This window comes from Salegentibacter lacus (assembly GCF_020164555.1).
In the GTDB taxonomy this organism is placed as follows: domain Bacteria; phylum Bacteroidota; class Bacteroidia; order Flavobacteriales; family Flavobacteriaceae; genus Salegentibacter; species Salegentibacter lacus.
On record NZ_JAIQZB010000008.1, the window covers coordinates 69,596 to 89,464 of the forward strand.

General features: G+C 37.4%; 22 protein-coding genes. 4 read left to right on the plus strand and 18 right to left on the minus strand.

Annotation, left to right across the window (positions count from 1 at the left end; all coding sequences use genetic code 11):
- Positions 1-17 precede the first annotated feature (17 nt).
- The 3 genes from LB465_RS08055 to LB465_RS08065 are packed head-to-tail and all read right to left on the minus strand — an operon-like array spanning position 18 to position 2,539.
- Positions 18-1,403, minus strand: coding sequence for a DUF4097 family beta strand repeat-containing protein (locus tag LB465_RS08055; RefSeq protein WP_224469058.1), 1,386 nt, complete (start codon positions 1,401-1,403; stop codon positions 18-20).
- Entirely contained in the window at positions 1,393-2,010 is a 618-nt protein-coding gene (locus tag LB465_RS08060) for a hypothetical protein (protein WP_224469060.1), read from the minus strand. Before LB465_RS08060 ends, LB465_RS08055 begins: the two co-directional genes overlap by 11 nt.
- On the minus strand, positions 1,994-2,539 hold the full coding sequence (locus LB465_RS08065) for an RNA polymerase sigma factor (RefSeq protein ID WP_224469062.1): 546 nt from the start codon (positions 2,537-2,539) through the stop codon (positions 1,994-1,996). Before LB465_RS08065 ends, LB465_RS08060 begins: the two co-directional genes overlap by 17 nt.
- A 152-nt stretch (positions 2,540-2,691) precedes the next feature.
- Between LB465_RS08065 and LB465_RS08070 the strand changes: the two genes are divergently transcribed.
- Entirely contained in the window at positions 2,692-3,255 is a 564-nt protein-coding gene (locus LB465_RS08070) for a DUF2911 domain-containing protein (RefSeq protein ID WP_224469065.1), read from the plus strand.
- A gap of 147 nt (positions 3,256-3,402) precedes the next feature.
- Here the strand turns inward: LB465_RS08070 and LB465_RS08075 are convergent, their stop codons facing one another.
- Positions 3,403-3,834, minus strand: coding sequence for an organic hydroperoxide resistance protein (locus LB465_RS08075; RefSeq protein WP_224469067.1), 432 nt, complete (start codon positions 3,832-3,834; stop codon positions 3,403-3,405).
- A gap of 96 nt (positions 3,835-3,930) precedes the next feature.
- Here LB465_RS08075 and meaB point away from each other — a divergent pair, with 96 nt between their 5' ends.
- Entirely contained in the window at positions 3,931-5,019 is a 1,089-nt protein-coding gene (meaB, locus tag LB465_RS08080) for a methylmalonyl Co-A mutase-associated GTPase MeaB (RefSeq protein ID WP_224469069.1), read from the plus strand.
- Here meaB and LB465_RS08085 read toward each other — a convergent pair.
- The 4 genes from LB465_RS08085 to LB465_RS08100 form a co-directional block, all read right to left on the minus strand.
- Positions 5,016-5,585 carry a phosphatase PAP2 family protein gene (locus LB465_RS08085; protein WP_224469072.1) on the minus strand — a complete coding sequence of 190 codons (570 nt, stop codon included), beginning with the start codon at positions 5,583-5,585 and terminating at the stop codon, positions 5,016-5,018. The two genes, meaB and LB465_RS08085, sit on opposite strands and share 4 nt — an antisense overlap.
- On the minus strand, positions 5,585-5,815 hold the full coding sequence (locus LB465_RS08090; RefSeq protein ID WP_224469074.1) for a hypothetical protein: 231 nt from the start codon (positions 5,813-5,815) through the stop codon (positions 5,585-5,587). The genes LB465_RS08085 and LB465_RS08090 overlap by 1 nt, the downstream gene beginning before the upstream one ends.
- 2 nt (positions 5,816-5,817) lie before the next feature.
- Entirely contained in the window at positions 5,818-7,188 is a 1,371-nt protein-coding gene (locus tag LB465_RS08095; RefSeq protein ID WP_224469076.1) for an MATE family efflux transporter, read from the minus strand.
- An 82-nt stretch (positions 7,189-7,270) separates the two neighbouring features.
- On the minus strand, positions 7,271-8,689 hold the full coding sequence (locus tag LB465_RS08100; protein WP_224469079.1) for a M20/M25/M40 family metallo-hydrolase: 1,419 nt from the start codon (positions 8,687-8,689) through the stop codon (positions 7,271-7,273).
- A 233-nt stretch (positions 8,690-8,922) separates the two neighbouring features.
- Between LB465_RS08100 and LB465_RS08105 the strand changes: the two genes are divergently transcribed.
- A complete protein-coding gene (locus tag LB465_RS08105) occupies positions 8,923-9,522 on the plus strand; it encodes a hypothetical protein (protein ID WP_224469082.1) in 600 nt (199 codons plus the stop codon).
- A 7-nt stretch (positions 9,523-9,529) separates the two neighbouring features.
- Here the strand turns inward: LB465_RS08105 and LB465_RS08110 are convergent, their stop codons facing one another.
- From LB465_RS08110 to LB465_RS08140, 7 genes are all read right to left on the minus strand, one after another.
- Positions 9,530-10,696: a sigma-54-dependent transcriptional regulator gene (locus LB465_RS08110; protein ID WP_224469084.1), complete on the minus strand. Its 1,167-nt coding sequence runs from the start codon at positions 10,694-10,696 to the stop codon at positions 9,530-9,532.
- 1 nt (position 10,697) lies between these two features.
- A complete protein-coding gene (locus LB465_RS08115; protein ID WP_224469087.1) occupies positions 10,698-11,606 on the minus strand; it encodes a DUF6268 family outer membrane beta-barrel protein in 909 nt (302 codons plus the stop codon).
- Complete coding sequence (locus tag LB465_RS08120) at positions 11,599-12,519, minus strand: mechanosensitive ion channel family protein (RefSeq protein WP_224469089.1); 921 nt, start codon at positions 12,517-12,519, stop codon at positions 11,599-11,601. The genes LB465_RS08115 and LB465_RS08120 overlap by 8 nt, the downstream gene beginning before the upstream one ends.
- Before the next feature lie 3 nt (positions 12,520-12,522).
- The gene (locus LB465_RS08125) at positions 12,523-13,815 is read right to left on the minus strand and encodes an ABC transporter permease (RefSeq protein ID WP_224469092.1); all 1,293 of its coding nucleotides are present in this window, start codon (positions 13,813-13,815) and stop codon (positions 12,523-12,525) included.
- Positions 13,808-14,737: an ABC transporter ATP-binding protein gene (locus LB465_RS08130; protein WP_224469094.1), complete on the minus strand. Its 930-nt coding sequence runs from the start codon at positions 14,735-14,737 to the stop codon at positions 13,808-13,810. The genes LB465_RS08125 and LB465_RS08130 overlap by 8 nt, the downstream gene beginning before the upstream one ends.
- Before the next feature lie 286 nt (positions 14,738-15,023).
- On the minus strand, positions 15,024-16,157 hold the full coding sequence (dnaJ, locus tag LB465_RS08135) for a molecular chaperone DnaJ (RefSeq protein WP_224469098.1): 1,134 nt from the start codon (positions 16,155-16,157) through the stop codon (positions 15,024-15,026).
- Between the two features lie 30 nt (positions 16,158-16,187).
- Positions 16,188-16,781: a nucleotide exchange factor GrpE gene (locus LB465_RS08140; protein ID WP_224469100.1), complete on the minus strand. Its 594-nt coding sequence runs from the start codon at positions 16,779-16,781 to the stop codon at positions 16,188-16,190.
- Between the two features lie 169 nt (positions 16,782-16,950).
- On the opposite strand from LB465_RS08140, the gene LB465_RS08145 reads away from it, so the two are divergent.
- A complete protein-coding gene (locus LB465_RS08145) occupies positions 16,951-17,619 on the plus strand; it encodes a YceI family protein (RefSeq protein ID WP_224469102.1) in 669 nt (222 codons plus the stop codon).
- Between the two features lie 76 nt (positions 17,620-17,695).
- On the opposite strand, the gene LB465_RS08150 is transcribed toward LB465_RS08145, so the two are convergent.
- The 3 genes from LB465_RS08150 to LB465_RS08160 all read right to left on the minus strand — a co-directional run bounded on the left by LB465_RS08150 (position 17,696) and on the right by LB465_RS08160 (position 19,851).
- Positions 17,696-18,598 (minus strand): TIGR01777 family oxidoreductase, encoded by a 903-nt coding sequence (locus LB465_RS08150; RefSeq protein WP_224469105.1) that lies wholly within the window; start codon positions 18,596-18,598, stop codon positions 17,696-17,698.
- A 70-nt stretch (positions 18,599-18,668) separates the two neighbouring features.
- Positions 18,669-19,343 (minus strand): tRNA (5-methylaminomethyl-2-thiouridine)(34)-methyltransferase MnmD, encoded by a 675-nt coding sequence (gene mnmD / locus LB465_RS08155; RefSeq protein ID WP_224469107.1) that lies wholly within the window; start codon positions 19,341-19,343, stop codon positions 18,669-18,671.
- A 1-nt stretch (position 19,344) separates the two neighbouring features.
- Positions 19,345-19,851, minus strand: a complete 507-nt coding sequence (locus LB465_RS08160; RefSeq protein WP_224469109.1) for a DUF4920 domain-containing protein — start codon at positions 19,849-19,851, stop codon at positions 19,345-19,347.
- Between the last annotated feature and the right edge of the window lie 18 nt (positions 19,852-19,869).

Below are 19,869 nucleotides of genomic sequence, written 5' to 3' on the forward strand. Positions count from 1 at the left end.
AAATTACACCTTGAAATCTAATTTAACAAGACTTCGCTAAAATTAGCTTTAATACTTATATTTCCACCCGAATCTTTAGCTTTATGAAAGCCGCTAAGCTTTTTATTATCATAAGATTCGCTACTTGTCACCTTCAAAGCATTGGGATGTTTAATATCGCTCTGCGTACCACTGTACATAAAATTAAATGCTGAAGAAGGTAAAGTCAGTTCTAAATCGCTATTTTCTAAATTGATGTCCAGGTTCTTGAAATTAGGTCCAACACTTGCGATATTCAATTCACCAAAATTCCCAGATAAAATCCCGGTATCTTCCACTTCACCGATATTTACATTACTCGAATTTGAGCTGAGTTTGATACTTTTTACTTTATTAATTTTAAAGTTTTTCACATATTTGGCATCCATAACCCCATACGACCAGTAATTAATATTCACAGGCGTATAGGCAGCTTCTACATTGGTGTTTTTACCGGTTATCCTATCGGCGGTTAGGTTACTGTGGGAAAGATCGGCGCGCAGATTATTGGTTGTTCCCGAGAGTTTTACCTCCCCGTGACGTACATCAAGCTTAAGTTTGGTATTCTTAGGCATTTTAAGATTTATGGTCTTTTTAGCTTTGGAATTACTTAAACCTATCACTTTGCTTCCATTTTCTGAATCTCCAAAACGAGCTTCCATTTGTGATCCAAACGATTCCCCCCAGGCTTCCATATCTTTCCCGAAACCTTCGGCCCACTTTTCCATAGATTTTTCAAATTCTTCGCTGTTAATATCCATTTTCATTTCGAAGTTCTTCTCCCAGTTTTCGGCATTCTTCTCAAACTGTGAAGCCCACTTCTCCATATCTTTTTCAAAATCATCTCCAAAATTTGCTTCTATCTCTTTTTCGAATTTTGCGATGTATTTATCCCCATCTTTTTTATAAGCTTCATAGTCAAACTTGATATTGCCCATTTTCTCACTGAACTCCGGTGGAAGCGGTGCTCCCATACTTTCGCCCATACTTTGCATTAACGGCGTCACCAAATTGTTCATTAATGGCTCTAGCATCTGCGGAAGGCTGGCCAACGGCTTTTCCAATCCGCTGAGATTTATATCTCCGTTCCATTGCATTCCTCCCCCAGAAGATATTGTCACTTCAGAAGCATCTCCTGAAGTATTTAATTTCCAACTAGCGAGTAGCTCATCTCTTTCTTCTTTCCCAATCTCATCGGTTTCTAAAGTGGCTTCAATTTTCACTTCATTTCTATCCCAGTAATCTACAATGATATTGGTATGACTGGCATCTATTTTCACTTCTACATCGCCGGAAGTTTTATAAGTTTTGTCCAGCTTCTTCGTTTGTGCGCCAAGTGTTACCGGAAGGCAGAGCAGCAGCGCAACTATTAAATTATACCTCATAGTTTTCATATTTGTTGTCCTTTGATTGTTTGATTTCTTTTAATTTGTTTTTCAGCTTATACAACAAATCAAGTCTTAGCTGAAGATTCGCGATCATCGCCTCCAGGGTTTGCTCGTTTGGCCCGGCTTCTTTAATTTCTACATTTAAACGTTGGTATTCCTTATCCAGTTCTGACATCTGGTTCATAAAAGAATCGATAAGGGCTTTATTCTCTGGCGTAATATTAATCTTGGAAAATTCAATATTGAGGCTCGCCATATAATAATCTTCGATTTTCTTAAATTCCGGGGACACTTCACTTAACTGAAAGTTATTTTCAGTCAGTGTTCCCTTATCTTCCTTTTCTTCTGAAGTTTCAGTTGGAGTATCTACTACTGAAGGTTCATTATTAAAATTATCTCCACTTGAATTCAGAAAAAAGAATCCAACGCCTAGTGCTACAATAAGGACCGCCGCTATTTTCAGAAAAAAGAATTTATTGCTTTTCCTTTCTGAAGGGAATTCTTTTTCCAGGCGATCTTCAAATCGCTTTTGGTGCCCTTTGGGTAAAGTATTAGGTTTAGGCTCCTTTTCATTTCTGAACATTTCTCTAATATCCTGTGCCATTTTTTATAGTCTTTAATTCTTCCTGCAATTTCTTCTTACCTCTGTGCACTAAAGTCCGCGAGGCTACCGGACTTATATTTAAAATCTCTGATATTTCTTCGTGGTCATAGCCTTCCATCAAAAATAACATCAGCGGATATTTATATTTCTCTGGAAGTTTTTCCATACTTTGCTTTATTTCTTCCATTCCAATTCCGTCGTCCACCTGCCAGTTGTCGTCCTCTTCGGCAGTGCTTAACACCTGTTCGTTTATAGCAACCAATTCAAGCTTTTTCGCTTTTAATTTATCTATACATTTATTGATCACAATGCGTTTAAGCCATGCGCCAAAAGTTACTTCTCCTGTAAACTGCTGGAGTTTTGCAAAGGCTTTTATAAAAGCTTCCTGCATCGCGTCTTCCGCTTCATACGGGTCTTTCAAAAAACGCAAGGCCACATAATGCATACCCTGACAATACTGATTGTAAAGCTTCAGCTGCGCCCTGCGATCTTGGTTTTTACAGGCTTCTATTAATTGATGCTGTATCATTTTTTTGATTGGTTGTACTATAAAGACGAAACTATTTTTGCAATGTTGCAAGCTTCCGTTAATTTTTTATTGAAAATAGGTTTTTCCTTTTTATTGGTTAAAAATTAAGTTTGCACGCTTTTTGAACTATACTTTTACAAAGTAAATTTATAATGAAAAAACCGGTAAAAACGTTTTTAAAAATTGGCGGAGTTATTATTGTCCTGGCTGCAGTATTGGTTTTTATAATGCGATACAGTACCAAAGCGCATAGCCCCGAAGACACGGTGAGTTATACGCAGGGAGACTTAAAGCTAGAGGTTTTTTATAACAGGCCATATAAAAAAGACAGGGTGATTTTCGGAAAACTCATTCCATACAATGAAGTTTGGCGAACCGGTGCCAACGAGGCTACTACTTTTGAGACCAATAAAGATATAATGGTAGACGGCTCCCTTTTGGAAGCCGGAAAATATACGCTATGGACCATCCCAATGGAAAATTCATGGAAAGTAATTTTTAATAAAAATATGTATCCGTGGGGAATTGATTTTGATGAAAAAGCCTATCGAGACCCGGCATTTGATGCACTGGTATTGGAAGTTTCAACCAAAGATTTAAAAAGGACTATGGAACAGTTCACCATTGGTTTTAACGAGAAAAATGAATTTATACATTTAAATTTAGCCTGGGATGAAACCCTGGTAAGCGTGCCTATAAAACCTGAAAAGGCATAAAAAAACAACCTCACGGGTTTTAAAACCTGTGAGGTTGTTTTTTACGTCACTCCTGAACTTGTTTCAGAGTCTAATTTCTTAGGAATTCTTAAAGTCTTAGATGCTGAAACAAGCAGCATGACTGAAAGAAAATTTCAAATATTTGCATTAATCCTCATCTACCAAAAGATTAAGAGTCACATCAATATTATCTCTTGTTGCTCTAGAATAAGGACAAACTTCGTGAGCTTCATTTACAAGTTTCTCACCGGTTTCTACGTCTACACCGGGCAAAAAGCAGTCTAACACTACTGCAAGCTGTAAATTTTCATCTTCAGTCTGACCTAATTTTACCACTGCGCTTACGCTAAGGTCTTCACCTAGTTCTATATCATGTTTTTTTGCTACTACTTGTAAAGCACTTCCAAAACAAGCAGAATATCCGGCTGCAAATAATTGCTCAGGATTGGTGAAATTTCCTCCTTCTCCACCCATAGATTTTGGCATACTTAATTTTACATCCAGTATTCCATCGTCACTTTTTGCATGACCTTTTCTTGCTCCTTTGGTAGTTACCGTTGTTTTATACAAATTTTTCATCGTTATTTAAGTTATATTAAATTAGGCTTGAATATACCAAGCAAAAACAAGGCTCACAAAAATCGAATTCATAAATTTGTCATAAATAAGTATAGTTTGAGCAAGAAAGACCACCAATCGGCATTAAATGAATCTGGTAGTAAGCCGGCTTCCAGTAATGTAAATCCGAATTCGGCTCAAAAAATTAGAGCTTCCCGCAAGAGTAAGTTTTTAGAACAAGACCTGCTTCAACAATTACTCGATGGCAATAAAACTGCGTTGAGCCGTGCAATTACTTTAGTAGAAAGTAATCAATTCTCACATAGGCAAAAAGCTCAACAACTTTTGGAGGGCGCCCTGCCCTATTCCCAAAAATCAATTAGAATCGGAATTACCGGCGTGCCAGGAGTTGGAAAAAGTACTTTTATAGAAAGTTTTGGCTCTTATTTAATTCAGCAGGGTAAAAAGGTGGCGGTTCTTGCGGTAGACCCCAGTAGTAGTGTTTCCCACGGAAGTATTTTAGGCGATAAAACAAGGATGGAAAACCTGGTAAAAGAAGAAAATGCTTTTATACGTCCCTCGGCTTCGGGTTCTTCTCTTGGTGGCGTTGCCAAAAAAACCCGCGAGAGTATTATTCTATGTGAAGCTGCGGGATTTGATGTGGTACTTATTGAAACCGTAGGCGTTGGCCAAAGTGAAACCACCGTACACAGTATGACCGATTTCTTTTTATTGCTGAAACTGGCCGGAGCCGGAGACGAACTGCAAGGAATAAAACGCGGAATTATAGAAATGGCCGATGCCATTGTGATTAATAAGGCCGATGGCGATAATATTAAAGCTGCGAGAGAGGCCAAACTGGAATTTAATCGTGCGCTTCAACTTTACCCTTCAAAAGAAAGTGGCTGGAAACCAAAAGTTGCCCTTAGTAGCGCTCTAAATCAAACCGGAATAGATAGTGTTTGGGAACTTATTTCTGAATTTCAGGAGATAGTGAAGGCCAATGGACATTTTCAGCAAAACCGAAAAGAGCAAAATAAATTCTGGCTTTTACAAACTATAAACGAGCATCTTAAAAACCGATTTTATCAAAATTCTATGATGAAAAAAGAATTGGAAGTTCAGCTGAAAGCTATCGAAAACAATAAGATTACCGCTTTTGCCGCAGCCGATCTGTTAATTGAAAAGTTTGATAAGCTGGATTAATCCTTCTTAAATATTTTTTGCTGCGCCAATTCGTGAAGTTTGTAGAAAATAAAACCTATAAGTCCTCCAATTAGCATTCCAACAATTATATCTCCGGGATAATGCACACCAAGATAAACCCGGCTATAAGCCACTAATAATGCCCAGGCAATTAGCCAGAATATCATCTTTGGAAATACTTTTCTAAATAATAACCCAAGAAAAATTGCCACGCCCATTGAATTGGAAGCGTGCGCAGAAAAGAACCCGTAAGAGCCGCAACGAACTGCGACAAAACGAGCATATTCCATTATCCCTTCCTGCCGGCAGGGCCTTAAACGTTCAAAAGCATCTTTGAAAACATTTCCCAACTGGTCTGTAGCGGTGATCAATAAGGTTATAAAAACAACCGTCACCAGGCTTGATTTCCAACCAAATTTCTTAAAAATCAGGAATAAAAGCAAGGCGTATAAAGGGATTGCCGTCCATTTATCGGTTATGAGCAACCAAAGCCAATCCCAGGATTCGTTTCCCAGGTTATTTAGCCAAAGAAATAATTTGTGATCTAACTCTATTAATCTTTCCATTAATCTTCCTCGTATCTGGCTATTTCCCTATCGTAGAATTCTGAAGCTTCTTTAATAAGGCCTTCTGTTTCATTTTCGAGTTCTTCTTCATCGTGCTGATCAAATTCTTCCAGCCATTCTACTTCATCATTTTCAAGGTTGATTATAAAACGCGGAAATTCGGTATGCACTACAAAAATAGCAGTGGGATAATCGGTATTATCACCGAGAAGAAATTTAGGGAAATCCATAATTAAATTTTTGATTGAACAAGACTTGATTCTTGCAAAATAAGTTTTTTTGTTAAATAGTTAAATCGAATGTACAACATTAATGCCGAAACAGAGAGCCCGGCAAGGAGTCCAAGCCAAATTCCCATACTTCCCAGGTTTTCGGCTTTTCCAAAATACCAGGAAACGGGGAAGCCAATAATCCAGTAGGAAATAAAACAAATTACCGTAGGGATTTTCACATCCTGAAGTCCTCTTAAAGCTCCCAGTATAACCACCTGCAAACCATCGCTAAGCTGAAATAAAGCAGCAACCACTAACAATTGTGCAGCCAATAGAATTACCTCAGCATTATCTATATAAAAAGTAGGCAACCAATCTTTTAACAGAATAAAGCCTAAAGCAAATACGGCTTCAATTAGAAACACCAGTAGAAATGTTGAAAATGCGATTCGTCTTAAATCTTTAAAGTTCGCCAGGCCTTTTTGATTTCCTACCCGAATTGTAGCGGTAACTCCAAGGCCAACCGCGATCATAAAAGTCATTGAGGCAAGGTTCAAAGCAATTTGGTTTGCCGCCTGCGGGTTTGTTCCCAATAACCCGGCAAGAAATACTGTAGCGGTAAAAATCCCTACTTCAAACAACATTTGCAGCGCCGTTGGGAAACCAAGATTTAATAGTCTTTTAAATACATCGGAATTCAAAGATTCCTTTTTACCCCACTTAAAGTATTCGGCGAATTTCTTTTTACGCCTTAAGATTTCCCAAACAAACCAAAGCATAAAGAAGCGGGAAATCAATGTCCCTATGGCAGCGCCCTCCAACTCTAATCTTGGGAAGATCCAGATTCCGTAGATGAGAAGGTAATTAAAAATCACGTTCACCACGTTCGCGATTAAAGTGGCATACATGGCATATTTTGTTTGCGAAAGTCCGTCAGCGAATTGCTTAAAAGCCTGGAAAATCATTAACGGAATCATCGAAAAAGCCACAATATTTAGATAGGGAATGGCAAGCTCCACAACTTCCGGCGGTTGATCTAAATAATATAAAACCGGTTTTGCAATCAATAAGGTGAGAAAAAGAACAACCCCATTTATGGTGCATAAAATAACGCCGTGGTGAAAATAGCTTCGGCCTTTATTGATATCCTTTGCACCATCGGCTTCGGCAATTAAAGGTGTAATTGCAAAAGAAAAACCAATGCCCAGCGAAAGTGCTATAAATACCAGGGAATTCCCCAAAGAAACCGCAGCGAGTGGTGCAGGCCCCAATTGCCCAATCATTAAATTATCCACCAATCCAACCATAACATGGCCCAACTGGCCGAGCATTACGGGAAAGGCAATATTTAAATTTTTGCTGAATTCTTTAGTGTAGGCGCTTAGCTGCAAAACATAAATTTAGGCGGCAAAGATAATAGGATTTTGCTGCTCTAAAATTTAAATTGCGATAAAGAATAATTAAATTTTAAATCTAAAGTTTTTGATCTTTTTCAAGATTAATTCGCTTCATACCGTACTTATCTACCAAATAGATTAATGAAGTCATTGTGGCGGCTCCAAGTTCTAGCTCACGCTTGTTTACGTGTTCAAAAGTATCAGTTGCAGCGTGGTGATGATCAAAGTATCTTTGGGAATCTGGTCTTAAACCGGCAAGAACAATATCTCCCTTCTTTAACGGACCAATATCTGCACCGCTACCACCTCTTCCAAAATAATGAATTAGATAAGGTTCAAAAAGTGATTTCCAACTTTCAATTTGGGCGAATTGAGCATCATCGGCATCAAAAGAAAATCCGCGGGGAGTAAATCCACCGGCATCACTCTCTAAAGCAAAAATGTGATTTTCATTTTTAGCATGAGCTACATCAGCATATTTATTACCGCCGCGTAAACCGTTTTCTTCATTCATAAAAAGCACAACTCTAATGGTTCTTTTAGGCTGGTAACCGGTTTCTTTAAACAAACGCAAAACTTCCATAGATTGCACCACCCCGGCACCGTCATCGTGAGAACCATCTCCTAAATCCCAGGAATCTAAATGTCCGCCAACTACCATAATTTCTTCAGGAAATTCGCTCCCGGTTATTTCACCTATTACGTTGTAAGATTGTACCTCGCCGTGATTTTCTGAACTTAATTTATAATAAAATTCCAGATCTTTTTTCAGTTTTAAAATTCCGGAAAGATATTCGGCATCTTTAGTGCTTATTGCCGCAGCAGGAATTCTTTGACTATCCGGTAATTCTCCATAACTCATAGAACCCGTATGCGGATTATCATCAATTTTATGACTTAATGAACGAACAATTACGCCGGCAGCTCCATATTTAGCGGCCGCTTCAGCACCAGAATAACGCTGATCTACACAACCGCCGTAAGCTGCGAAGGTTTGAATAAGTTCAGGATTCATAGGGCGATTATAAAAAACAATTTTACCTTTTATTTCATCTTTATAATTTTCCAGGTCCTCAATTCCCTGTACTTCTAAAACCTGGGCTTTTAAACCGCTGATAGGAGTTGCTACCGAGCCACCTAAGGCAGTTATATTAACTTCGGTAGTCATTCCAGGTCCGGTTTGGATAAAAGCATGCTCGCGGGCTCCACGAGTCCATTTGGGCACCATTACCGGTTGTAACCAAACTTTGTCAAGGCCTAATTCTTCTAGCTGTTCTTTGGTGTATTCTACCGCCTTTTGCGCATTTAAAGAACCGGACAATCTACCTCCAATTTTATTTGAAAGATGGTCCAGCCAATCGTAGGCTTTACCATTCACCAGGGCTGCAGAATACAGTTCTCGAATTTTAAGAGAATCTTCTTGTGTTTCAGGAGCCTGAGCGTTAAGATCTACTATAAAGACCAGGCAAAAAATGGCTAAAATGTATTGTTTCATCGGGGAAATAGGATTTGATATTTTAACTCTTAGATGCGAAAATAAATATTCCTGCAGAAGCTTCGATCTGAATGCTTACTTGTTTTTCAAACTTTTCAGGAAATATTTATAAGTTACCAGTTTGATAACAAAGAATATGCCTGAAAAGTATTTTAGTTTGATGAATTTTAATCGACATACATTCAACCCAAAAAAAGATTAATTTTATATCTTCGCCGCTAAATTATAGCAGTTTGGACAAAGCAGAGAAAGAAGAGATTATTACCAAGGTTACCAGTCTTTTAAAGGAAATCCCATCCTCTATGGATATTGTAAAAAAGGGAGGAAACCGTCACAAACGTTTTGAATATCTTGCTACGCATATGGTAGAAAAAGCCATTGAAAAAGATGCGCTTATTATCTCTGAAAACCGTATGGGAATTGCTATTCTATTTAAAACCAGCAAGAAAGAAGATAATTTCCTGAAAGATATCTGGACACAAATAGGTTTGGTTTTAAATGTTACGGGGATAAAAAATGCTTACCGTATTGTAAAAAACCAGAATTACATTAAGAAACAACGCCCGCAAAACAGTGAATATCTTTACTGCTGGTTCTGGGGAATTTTAGCCGAATCCCGTGGTGCCGACACCCAGGTGGGAAAGGAAATGAAAGACGAATTTTACAGGCAAGCAACTGAATATCAAATCCCATTGTATGCTGAAACAAGAATGCGTAAAAATGCATTGGTTTATCAGCGTTTTGGCTTTGAGTTGTTTCACGAATGGCAACACCCAAGCGGCGATACTATGTACTTTTTAAGGTATAATCCGCCGCCAAGAAAAACTAACTAATTTCTTTCTAAAATTTACTTCCAAAGAGTTTTACATCTTCTTCAGAAATTGTATCACCACCAAGTATAATAAGGCGTTCCACTACATTACGAAGTTCACGTATGTTTCCGCGCCAGTCATAATCTTTAAGGGTGTTTAAGGCATCTTTGGTAAATTCTTTTTTCCCCGAACCGTGTTCCGAAGAAATCTTTTCACTAAAATAATCGATTAAAAGCGGGATATCTTCACGACGCTCGTTTAGCGATGGTACTTCAATTAAAATTACCGCGAGCCTGTGATAAAGGTCCTCCCTAAATTTCTTCTCTTCAATTTCCTTTTTTAGATCTTTATTGGTTGCAGCCACAACCCTTACATCTACCTTAATATCTTTACCGCTACCAACACGAGAGATTTTATTCTCCTGAAGCGCACGCAAAACTTTTGCCTGGGCCGAAAGACTCATATCACCAATTTCGTCAAGAAAAATTGTACCTCCATTGGCAACTTCAAACTTACCAGCGCGGTCTTTATTCGCCGAGGTAAAAGCTCCTTTTACGTGGCCAAAAAGTTCACTTTCTATTAATTCTGAAGGAATAGCGGCGCAGTTCACCTCTACCATTGGCCCTTTAGACCGGTCGCTTTTTTGGTGTATCCAGTGCGCTACGAGTTCTTTTCCTGTACCATTTTGACCGGTAATCAGTACTCGAGCATCTGTTGGAGCAACTTTTTCAATAAGTTCTTTGATTCGCTGAATACCATCTGATTCACCGATCATTTCAAAATTCTTACTAACTTTTTTCTTAAGCCGTGTATTTTCCACGACGAGTTCTTTTCGGTCTAGCGCATTTCGAACAGTATTGAGCAGGCGGTTAAGATCTGGCGGTTTTGCGATATAATCAAAAGCTCCCAGTTTCATGGTGTTTACAGCAGTATCAAGATCGCCGTGACCGGAAATCATTACTACCGGAATTTCAGGCTTTATTTTCATTATAGCTTCCAGGACTTCGACCCCATCCATTTTGGGCATTTTAATGTCACAAAGTACAAGATCAAAATCCTGGTCTTTTACCTTTTCAATTCCTTCAAGTCCATCTGCTGCTTCTTCAACTTCATAATTATCGCTTTCTTCAGTAAGGATTTTTACTAAAACCCTTCTAATTGCTGCTTCATCTTCAATTAATAAAATATGTGCCATATTATAAAATACTAAATTTTAAGCCCCCACGGGCGTAGAATGTATTGTTTTCGTCTATTGTATACAGGTCTTCCCTATCTTTATCCCTTAATCGAATATCGTTCATAACTGTATAACCGGCATAAGCATAGAATGATATATAATCGGTAAAATTATATTGATACCCTAAACCACTTAATACTATAGTCATAGACATACTTTCGGCAAGCCGGTCTGCACCTGGATTTGTTTGAGGATAAGGATTAAAATTTTGTTGGATATTAGCAAAAAAACCATCTAAAGTTACAAAACCCTGAACCTGGTGTTTGTCGTTAAAATAATATTTAAGATTGGTTTTTGGTATCCCTAAACCGTAAGACCATTTTTCATCAAAACGTTTGTAATAATTTATTACAGGTAGTGGAAACGGAAAACCGGTAGTCGTAGAATAGCTTAATCCCAAAATAAGTCTCCAGGGTTCTATGTAACGCTCATCTTCCTTAATTTTTATAAAATAAACAGATCCTGTGTAAATAAAATCGTCTTTTACCAACTCATTGGTAGCAAAATTAGAGGCAACTTTCACTCCTGTTTCTGCTCCAAAGCGCCATAATTCGTTCATTTTAAAAGTATAACCTACTTTTCCTGTAAATGATTGAAACCGGTCCAGGTTATTGGTTGAAAAAGCTTCATTATTTTCATATTTAAAATTCACGTTCCTGTATTCTACTCCCGGAATTAGATATGCACCATTTTTATTTAGTTTAATGGGCAAATTCACAAAAGTCCTAAACCTACGAAATGAATTATCGGAATCTGATTGGGGGAAATAGGTATATTCTATTCGGGCTAAATCTGTAGATTGGGCCGTTACCGGAAAAGTTACAGCTCCCAGCAAAAGGAAAGCTATAAATTTAAAGGTCTTATTCATTTTTAGATAAATTTTGAGTAGGATAAAAATGCACATCCCGCTGTGGAAAAGGGATGGTGATATTATTTTTCCTGAATTCTTCATCTATTTTAAATCTAAGTTCACTCTTTATTTTTGGATCTACAAAACTATCAACTACATAAAAATGTAATGAAAAAACCAATGCTGAATCTCCGAAATCATCAAATAGAACAAAAGCTTCAGGGCTTTTCACAATATTTTTATTTGCACTCGCACATTCCAGCAAAACATCTTTTACTTTTTGGGTATCACTTCCATAGGCTACACCAACTTGAACTCCTTCCCGGGTGGTTGCATGGTTTTGGGTATAATTGTAGATCACATCGCTCATAAACTTATGATTAGGAATAATCATCACCTTATCATCTCTTGTTAAAGCGCGGGTAGTTCGAAGCTTTATTTGAAAAACACGTCCCACTCTACCGTCCATTTCTATCACGTCTCCCACTAAAAGGGATTTATCTAAAATAATAAAAATCCCTCCAAGAATATCTTGAAAAAACTCTTGTAAAGCTAAACCTATACCTACAAAAAGGGCAGCCGAAGCTGTTAAAAGTATGGTAATATTTATTCCGGCAGAGCTTAATGTGATAAGGATCACCACCAAATAGACAAAATATTTTATAAACTTAAAGACGCTTATAAACTTATGCTTGTCCCCTTCCGCCAGTTTACCGGTAATGAAAGATCTAATTACACGAAGTATAATACTGGTAATCACAAAAGCGAAAACCACCAATAAAATTAAACCTACAGTAATTTCTATTGGCGTACCGCTAACTTCATATTTAAAAAGAATAAGATTCCAAAAATCAACGATGCCACCCCAAATATCTTCCTCTACTACCTCTTTAATAGCTTCTGTAGCTTCAAAACCCTCTTGTTCTTGCATCTTCTAATATTTAAGCCATTTAAATAATTCCTTGTAACTGGCTTTTTTACCGTACATAAGAATTCCCACTCTGTATATCTTAGCCGCTACCCAAATAACTGCAAAATTAGTGATAATTAAAAGTGCTATTGAAATAACTAGTTCCCACCAAGGCACCCCAAATGGAATACGCATTAGCATAACTATTGGTGAAGTAAGTGGTACCATAGAAAAAATAGTGGAAACAGTACCATGCGGATTTTCTATAACCGAAAAGAATCCTACGTAAATTCCTAACATTAAAGGCAGAATTACCGGAAACATGAATTGCTGGGTATCGGTTTCACTATCTACTGCAGCACCAATTGCCGCATAAATAGCACTATACAAAAAATAGCCCCCAATAAAATAAATTAAGAAAAATATAATCAGGCTTAGAATTGGTAAATTAAGAACATCCATCACCAATTGAGCAATTTCTGGTTGCGCTATTTCCTCAACAGTTTCTAATTGTGATTTCTGAACTGTAAAAATATCGATACCCAGAACGTAAAACGAAGTCATAGCCAATACGCCTGCCAAAAGAACCCAAATTGTAAATTGTGTGATTCCGGCCAAAGATGTTCCCAGTACTTTACCCATCATAAGTGTAATAGGCTTTACTGAAGAAACGATTATTTCAATAATCCTGTTCGTTTTTTCTTCAATCACACTGCGCATTACCATATTGCCGTAAATAATAATAAACATCATAAGCAAATAGCCCGCAGCGCCACCAAAGAACATTTTTATGTAGTTGGACATTTTAGAAGTACGCTCTCCAGAGAAATTTTGAATTTCAATTCTCACTTCGGTTTTGGCCTCATTTAATTGATTTACGTCAATCCCGCGCTCAATAAGTTCTTCCCGGGTAAGTCTATCGGCAATGGTTTTTTCAATAGCCTGAATAGTTCCCAAACCGGGTGATTCTTTTCCAAAGAATTGAACCCCTTTCAGATCTCTGTCAATATTTTCAGGTATATAAATGAGTCCGTAATAATCCTGCTCATTTACCATTTGTTTTGCTTCTTCAAGAGACTTTCCCGAAAGGTCTAAGTATTGAACCTGTTCCTGGTCCTTAAATTCTGAAGCAAACATTTCAGTTTCATCAAACAACCCAATAATACGTTGCTCACTGCTATTCAGCATACTTAAATATGCAATTAGCGCAAACATTCCTACCAGAATTAGCGGACTCAAAAAAGTCATAATAACGAAGGTTTTATTCCTTACCCGCGCTAAATATTCCCGCTGAATTATAAGCTTTAGATTACGCATTTTGAGTGACGGTTTTTATGAAAATATCGTTTACTGAAGGAATAACTTCTACAAAATGATTTATCCTGGCTTTACCTAAAAGGTAATCTAAAAGCTGGTTTGGCGTTTCTCCATCTTTAAGCTGAATAGTTAGTTTTAGATCGTCGTTTATACTTTTAAAATTAGTGTTACCAATCACAAATTTCTCTTTTAACTCTGCAATTAGCGCGGCATCATTTTCTGTATCCAGGCCAACTTCATAAGTGTTAGATTTATATTCTCTTTTTATTTCTGCAACTTTACCATCTAATAATTTATTAGATAGATGAATTAAAGCCATATAATCGCATAACTCCTCTACACTTTCCATACGGTGAGTTGAAAAAAGGATCGTTGCCCCTTCTTCTTTAAGCTGAAGGATCTCATTCTTAATTAAACCAGCGTTTACAGGATCAAATCCGCTGAAAGGTTCATCAAAAATCAGCAATTTAGGTCTATGCAAAACCGTAATAATAAATTGAATTTTTTGAGCCATCCCTTTAGAAAGTTCCTGGATCTTTTTATCCCACCAACCTTCTATTTGTAATTTTTTAAACCAGTATTCCAGGCGTTCTTTAGCTTCGGTTTTTGAAAGTCCTTTTAACCGAGCCAGGTAGAGTGCCTGCTCTCCAACTTTCATAGACTTATAAAGTCCGCGCTCTTCCGGGAGATAACCAATATGCGCAATATCATCTGGGTGTAAAGGCTTGCCATCAAGATAAACCTGGCCTTTATCTGGCATAGTAATTTGGTTTATAATACGAAGTAAAGTGGTTTTACCAGCCCCGTTAGGCCCTAAGAGACCAAATATACTTCCGCGGGGAATTGCGATAGACACATTATTTAGTGCAGTAAAATTGCCGAATTGCTTGTAGATATTTTCTGCTACTAAGAGGTTTTCCATATAAAGAATTGGTATAAATAAGACTCCTTGAGATAAACCCACAAGGTATTAGCCTAGAAATCTATATTTCCTGAAACAATTTAATTTTCCATAAATGAGTAAATATATTGAAATAGCTTCAGAGATGTTTTGTAATAAAGAAAAAATAATTTCTCAAATGTCCTAAAAAACAAAACCCATCCTTAATAAATTAAGGATGGGAAAAAAATTGCTATGAAAAAGAAAAATTGTCACTAAAAGACTTAGTGATAATCAAATATATAAATTTTTTCTTAAAACCGGGGTTCTAAGAAAACATATCTTTAACTTTTTCAAAGAATGATTTATCGCTTTTCTCGGGATTCGGCTGGAAGTTCTCGTCTTCAGCCATTCTTTCAAAGAAATCGCGTTGTTCTTTATTCAAAGTTTTTGGAGTCCAAACGTTTACATGAACCAGTAGATCTCCTTTTCCGTAACCATTAAGATTACCAATTCCTTTTCCTCTAAGTCTAAGAATCTTTCCAGATTGTACTCCTTCTTCAACCTTTATTCTCACTTTACCGGTAACGGTATCTATTTCTCTTGAAGAACCTAATACCGCTTCAGATAAACTGATATACAAATCGTAATGCAGATTGTCTCCTTCGCGTTGCAGGCTGTGGTGCTCTTTTTCTTCTATAGCTACCAGCAAATCCCCGGGAACACCATTTCCTGGCGCATCGTTCCCTTTACCGGCAACCTTTAACTGCATTCCATCTTCTACTCCCGAAGGAATTTTAATAGAAACAGTTTCTTCCTTTTGCACCAATCCGTGAGCATCTGCCTCTGGCGGTCTTTGATCTATAATCTGTCCAGAACCACTACACGCAGTACAGGGAGATGCGGTTTGCATTCTTCCTAGAATAGTATTGGTAACTCTAGTTACCTGCCCGGTACCTTTACACGTAGTACATGTTTTATAAGTAGTACCGGGTGCCTGAACTTTTCTTTTTACTTTAATCTTTTTCTCGGCACCATTAGCAATTTCTTCTAAAGTAAGACTCACCCTAATTCTAAGGTTGCTTCCTTTTGCACGTCTTTGGCCACCGCCAAAACCGCCACCAAAACCAGAGAAGCCTCCGCCACCGCTGAAACCACCTCCGCCAAAGATGTCTCCAAACTGGCTGAATATATCGTCCATATCCATTCCGCCGAAGCCGCCACCGCCACCGGCGCCACCTTCAAATGCCTGGTGACCAAACCTGTCGTAACGGGCTCGTTTGTCTTCATTGCTAAGTACTTCGTAAGCTTCAGCCGATTTTTTAAACTTTTCTTCAGCCTCAGTGTCTCCCGGATTTTTATCTGGGTGATACTTAATGGCCATTTTTCGGTATGCTTTCTTTATTTCTGCGGTTGAAGCACCTTTACTTATGCCTAATATGTCGTAATAATCTTCTTTCATGGTCTCGTTTTGCGAATTCTAAAAAAGCTTTTATTTGCCGGTTACTACTTTAGGAAATCGAATAATTCGCTCCCCTAATTTGTATCCTCGCTCTACTACATCAACTATCTTGCCTTTAAGCTTATCTTTAGGTGCAGGTATTTGGGTAATGGCTTCGTGAATTTCAGAATCAAAAGTATCGCCTTCTTTCACATTCATTGCCTCAAGGCCTTTACTGGTAAGCGTTTCTTTAAATTTATTGTGAATAAGCTCAACGCCGTGCACTAAATTTTCATCGCCAGATTTTCTGATTTCATTTAAAGCCCTGTCAAAATCGTCCAATACTGGCAACATGGCTGCCATTACTTCCTGGTTGGCAGTTTTAAATAACTCTAAACGTTCTTTTGAAGTTCTTCTTTTGTAATTTTCAAACTCCGCAAAAAGTCGTAGAAATTTATCTTTTTCCTTCTGAAGATCCTCTTTTAGCTTTTCTTCCTCAGTAAGCTCAAATCCATTATCTTCATTCCCACTTTCTTCTTTTTCCTTTTCTACCTCGTCTATGGCTTCGTCCAAAATATCCTCCACTTGATCTTTCACAGGCTGATCCTGTTGCTCTTCTTTTATATCTTTTTTCTTATTGCTCATTTTTATGCATTTTAATACAGCTTGAACGGGTCAAATTCATTGCCAATTATGATTCGATGTCAAAATGTCACTCATATTAATCACTCTTAATATTTAGTAAACATTTAGCATTCGCGTGTTTCTAGTTTATGTAATTTTGCAGCCTAAAATAAAACTAAATTTTAACAAAATGAAAAAATCAATTTTAAGCACTTTTGTAATTGCAGCTTTTTTAACTGCGGTTGTAGGATGTAAGAACGATAAAAATCAGGCAGAAACTTCAGAAGCTCAAGAGGCAGCAACTGCACAAGCGGAAGCTATGGAGTTTAAGGTAGATACTTCAGCTTCTACTATTGAGTGGAGAGGAAGTAAACCAACTGGAGAGCATACCGGTACTATTAAACTTGCTGATGGTACTTTTAGCGCTAATGACAGTATTATTGAAAGCGGAAATTTCGTAATCGATATGCAATCTATTAACGTTACCGATCTTGAAGGAAAAGATAAAGCAGATCTCGAAGCTCACTTAATGGGAACTGTAGAAGGTAAAGAAGGTGACTTCTTTAACGCTACAAAATATCCTGAAGCTACTTTTGAAGTAACTGATATTACTGAAGAAAACGGACAGAAAATGTTATCTGGAAACCTTACTATTAAAGAGGAAACCAAAAACGTTACTTTCCCTGTTAGCATTAACCAATCTGATGACAGTATTGAAATCACCAGTGAAGAATTCACTATAGACAGAACAAACTGGAATGTAAATTTTGGTTCTAAATCTGTTTTTGATGGACTTGGAGACAACTTTGTAAGCGATGATATTGTTTTAAAGATCAACTTAAAAGCTACTAAAGCTTAAGACAATTCATATAATTTGAATACTAAAAAGGCTGCCAAAATTTGGCAGCCTTTTTTTATGCTTTATAATCTGAAAGTTATATTAAATCTTCCAAAGCCTTAGCAAGATTTACATATTTAAAAGAGTAACCTTCCTGCTCTATTTTATCACTGCTCACCAACTGGCTGGATAATACCAGGTGTGCCATTTCTCCCAATACAAGCTTTAGGGCAACTTTAGGAACATTAGGCAACCAGACAGGTTTTCCCATTTGGGAGGCTACTTCATTTACCAATTCCTTATTAGTAACAGGGTTTGGGGCTACGGCATTGTAAACGCCGGTAAGCTCATTTTCTACCGCGAACAAAAATATGCTGCTAATGTCGTCTATGTGAATCCAGGATTGCCATTGTTTTCCACTGCCAAGAGGCGAACCTACATTAAAATTAACCGGCTCTTTGAGTTTCTGGAGCATTCCACCAGTTTCAGCAAGTACTAATCCTATTCTAATTTTGGCGACCTCAATTCCCAGGTCTTTAAAATTATCTACGGCTTCTTCCCATTTCACCACCACTTCTCCTACAAAGGAGTCATCTACACCCTGATCTTCTTCGGTATACAATTTCTCTAGCGAACTGGGATAAACACCTATGGCACTGGCAGAAACCAGGTGTTTTACCTGGTGCTCATTTTCCTGTAAACAAGTGTAAAGTAAATTTGCCGTTTCGGTACGGCTTTTAAGGATCTTCTCTTTTTGCTCCGGGGTCCATCGCTCTGCAATACTGGCACCAACTAGATTTATAATAGCATCAACACCATCTATCGCTTTGCTATCAATTTCATCTTTGGTAGGATTCCAGTAAAAACCCTTGTAGTTTGTTTTATTTTCCAGTTTATCTTTGCTGGTAGAAAGGTAATATACCTCCATCCCCTTTTCCTGACATAACTGGGTGATTTTAGACCCAATTAAACCGGTAGCTCCTGTGATTAATACTCGCATTTTTCTTTACAAGATAGTAACAAGAATAAACCTCTACTAAATATTATTACTGATTTAACAGCAAAACCAACTAGTTTTTTAATGCTCTTAACATTTCGCGTTTTCCAGGCGGTCCCGGCAGCCTTTCAACGATAAAACCCGCAGTTTGCATAGCTCTTCTTACACTTCCCTTTGCCGAATAAGTGACTAAAACAGAATTATTCTTCATCGCTGAAAACATTTTAGAAAAGATTCCTTCAGTCCAGAGTTCGGGTTGAACCCGGGCTCCAAAAGCATCAAAAAACACTAAATCGTATTTATTAATATCTTCAATTTCTTCAAAGCGTTTTTGTTGTTTTTCTAGTAGAAAGTTTTCTGAAATATCTGCCGTTTCATTCCACGGAATTTCATGCATTTTCTGAAAAGAATTTATCTGATTTTGTGCGGAAAGCATTTCGGCATAATTCAGCTCTTTTATTTCAGCTGCCGAAACCGGATATGCTTCAACCCCGGTATAACTTACTTTTAGATGAAGTTTCTGAGCTTCAAGAAATGTGATAAAAGCATTTAGCCCGGTACCGAAACCTATTTCAAGAATTGCCAGATTTTTCTCTTTATTCAAGCCAACCCAATATTCCAGTCCCATTTTTATAAAAACGTGTTGAGCTTCCTGTACCGCGCCGTGCTTAGAATGGTATTGTTCGTCCCATTCGCTTAAATGAATAGTGACCGAGCCATCGCCGGTTTTTATAATTTTTCTTTCCAAGTTATTTCTTTAAAAGTACGCCGTTCGCGATAAAACCCCTGGATATTTTAGGAGAAGTAATTGCAGCTATTTCAGCTTCAGATTTACCTTCATCTTCAGCATAATGTTTTTGATCTTTAACCGACATTTCATTTATAAAGGCTTTTCCTTCTACGATCACTTCAGTGTTTTCGCTGTCTTTCGGCACGAAAAACCCGTAATCTTTAAAGGTTATCCTCACATCTTCTTCCTCCGGAAGTTCTAAAATCATCCAGCAACCTTTCTTTTTACAAACACTATTTATTTTTGAAGTAAACTTTAAATCTAAAGTATCACCGGGTTTCAGCGAATTGAATTTCTCAAGAGCTTGGGTGGATGATATGGCATTTTCTGAATCAATTTCGCTTCCAAAAGAATTATAGGAAACGGTATTGGTTTTAGCTAAAACTTCAGCTTCTTCATTAGATTTTTCATTTTTACAGGCAATAAATATTAAGGATAAAGCCAATATAGCAGCTATTTTTCTCATTTTATTATTTTTAGTTAA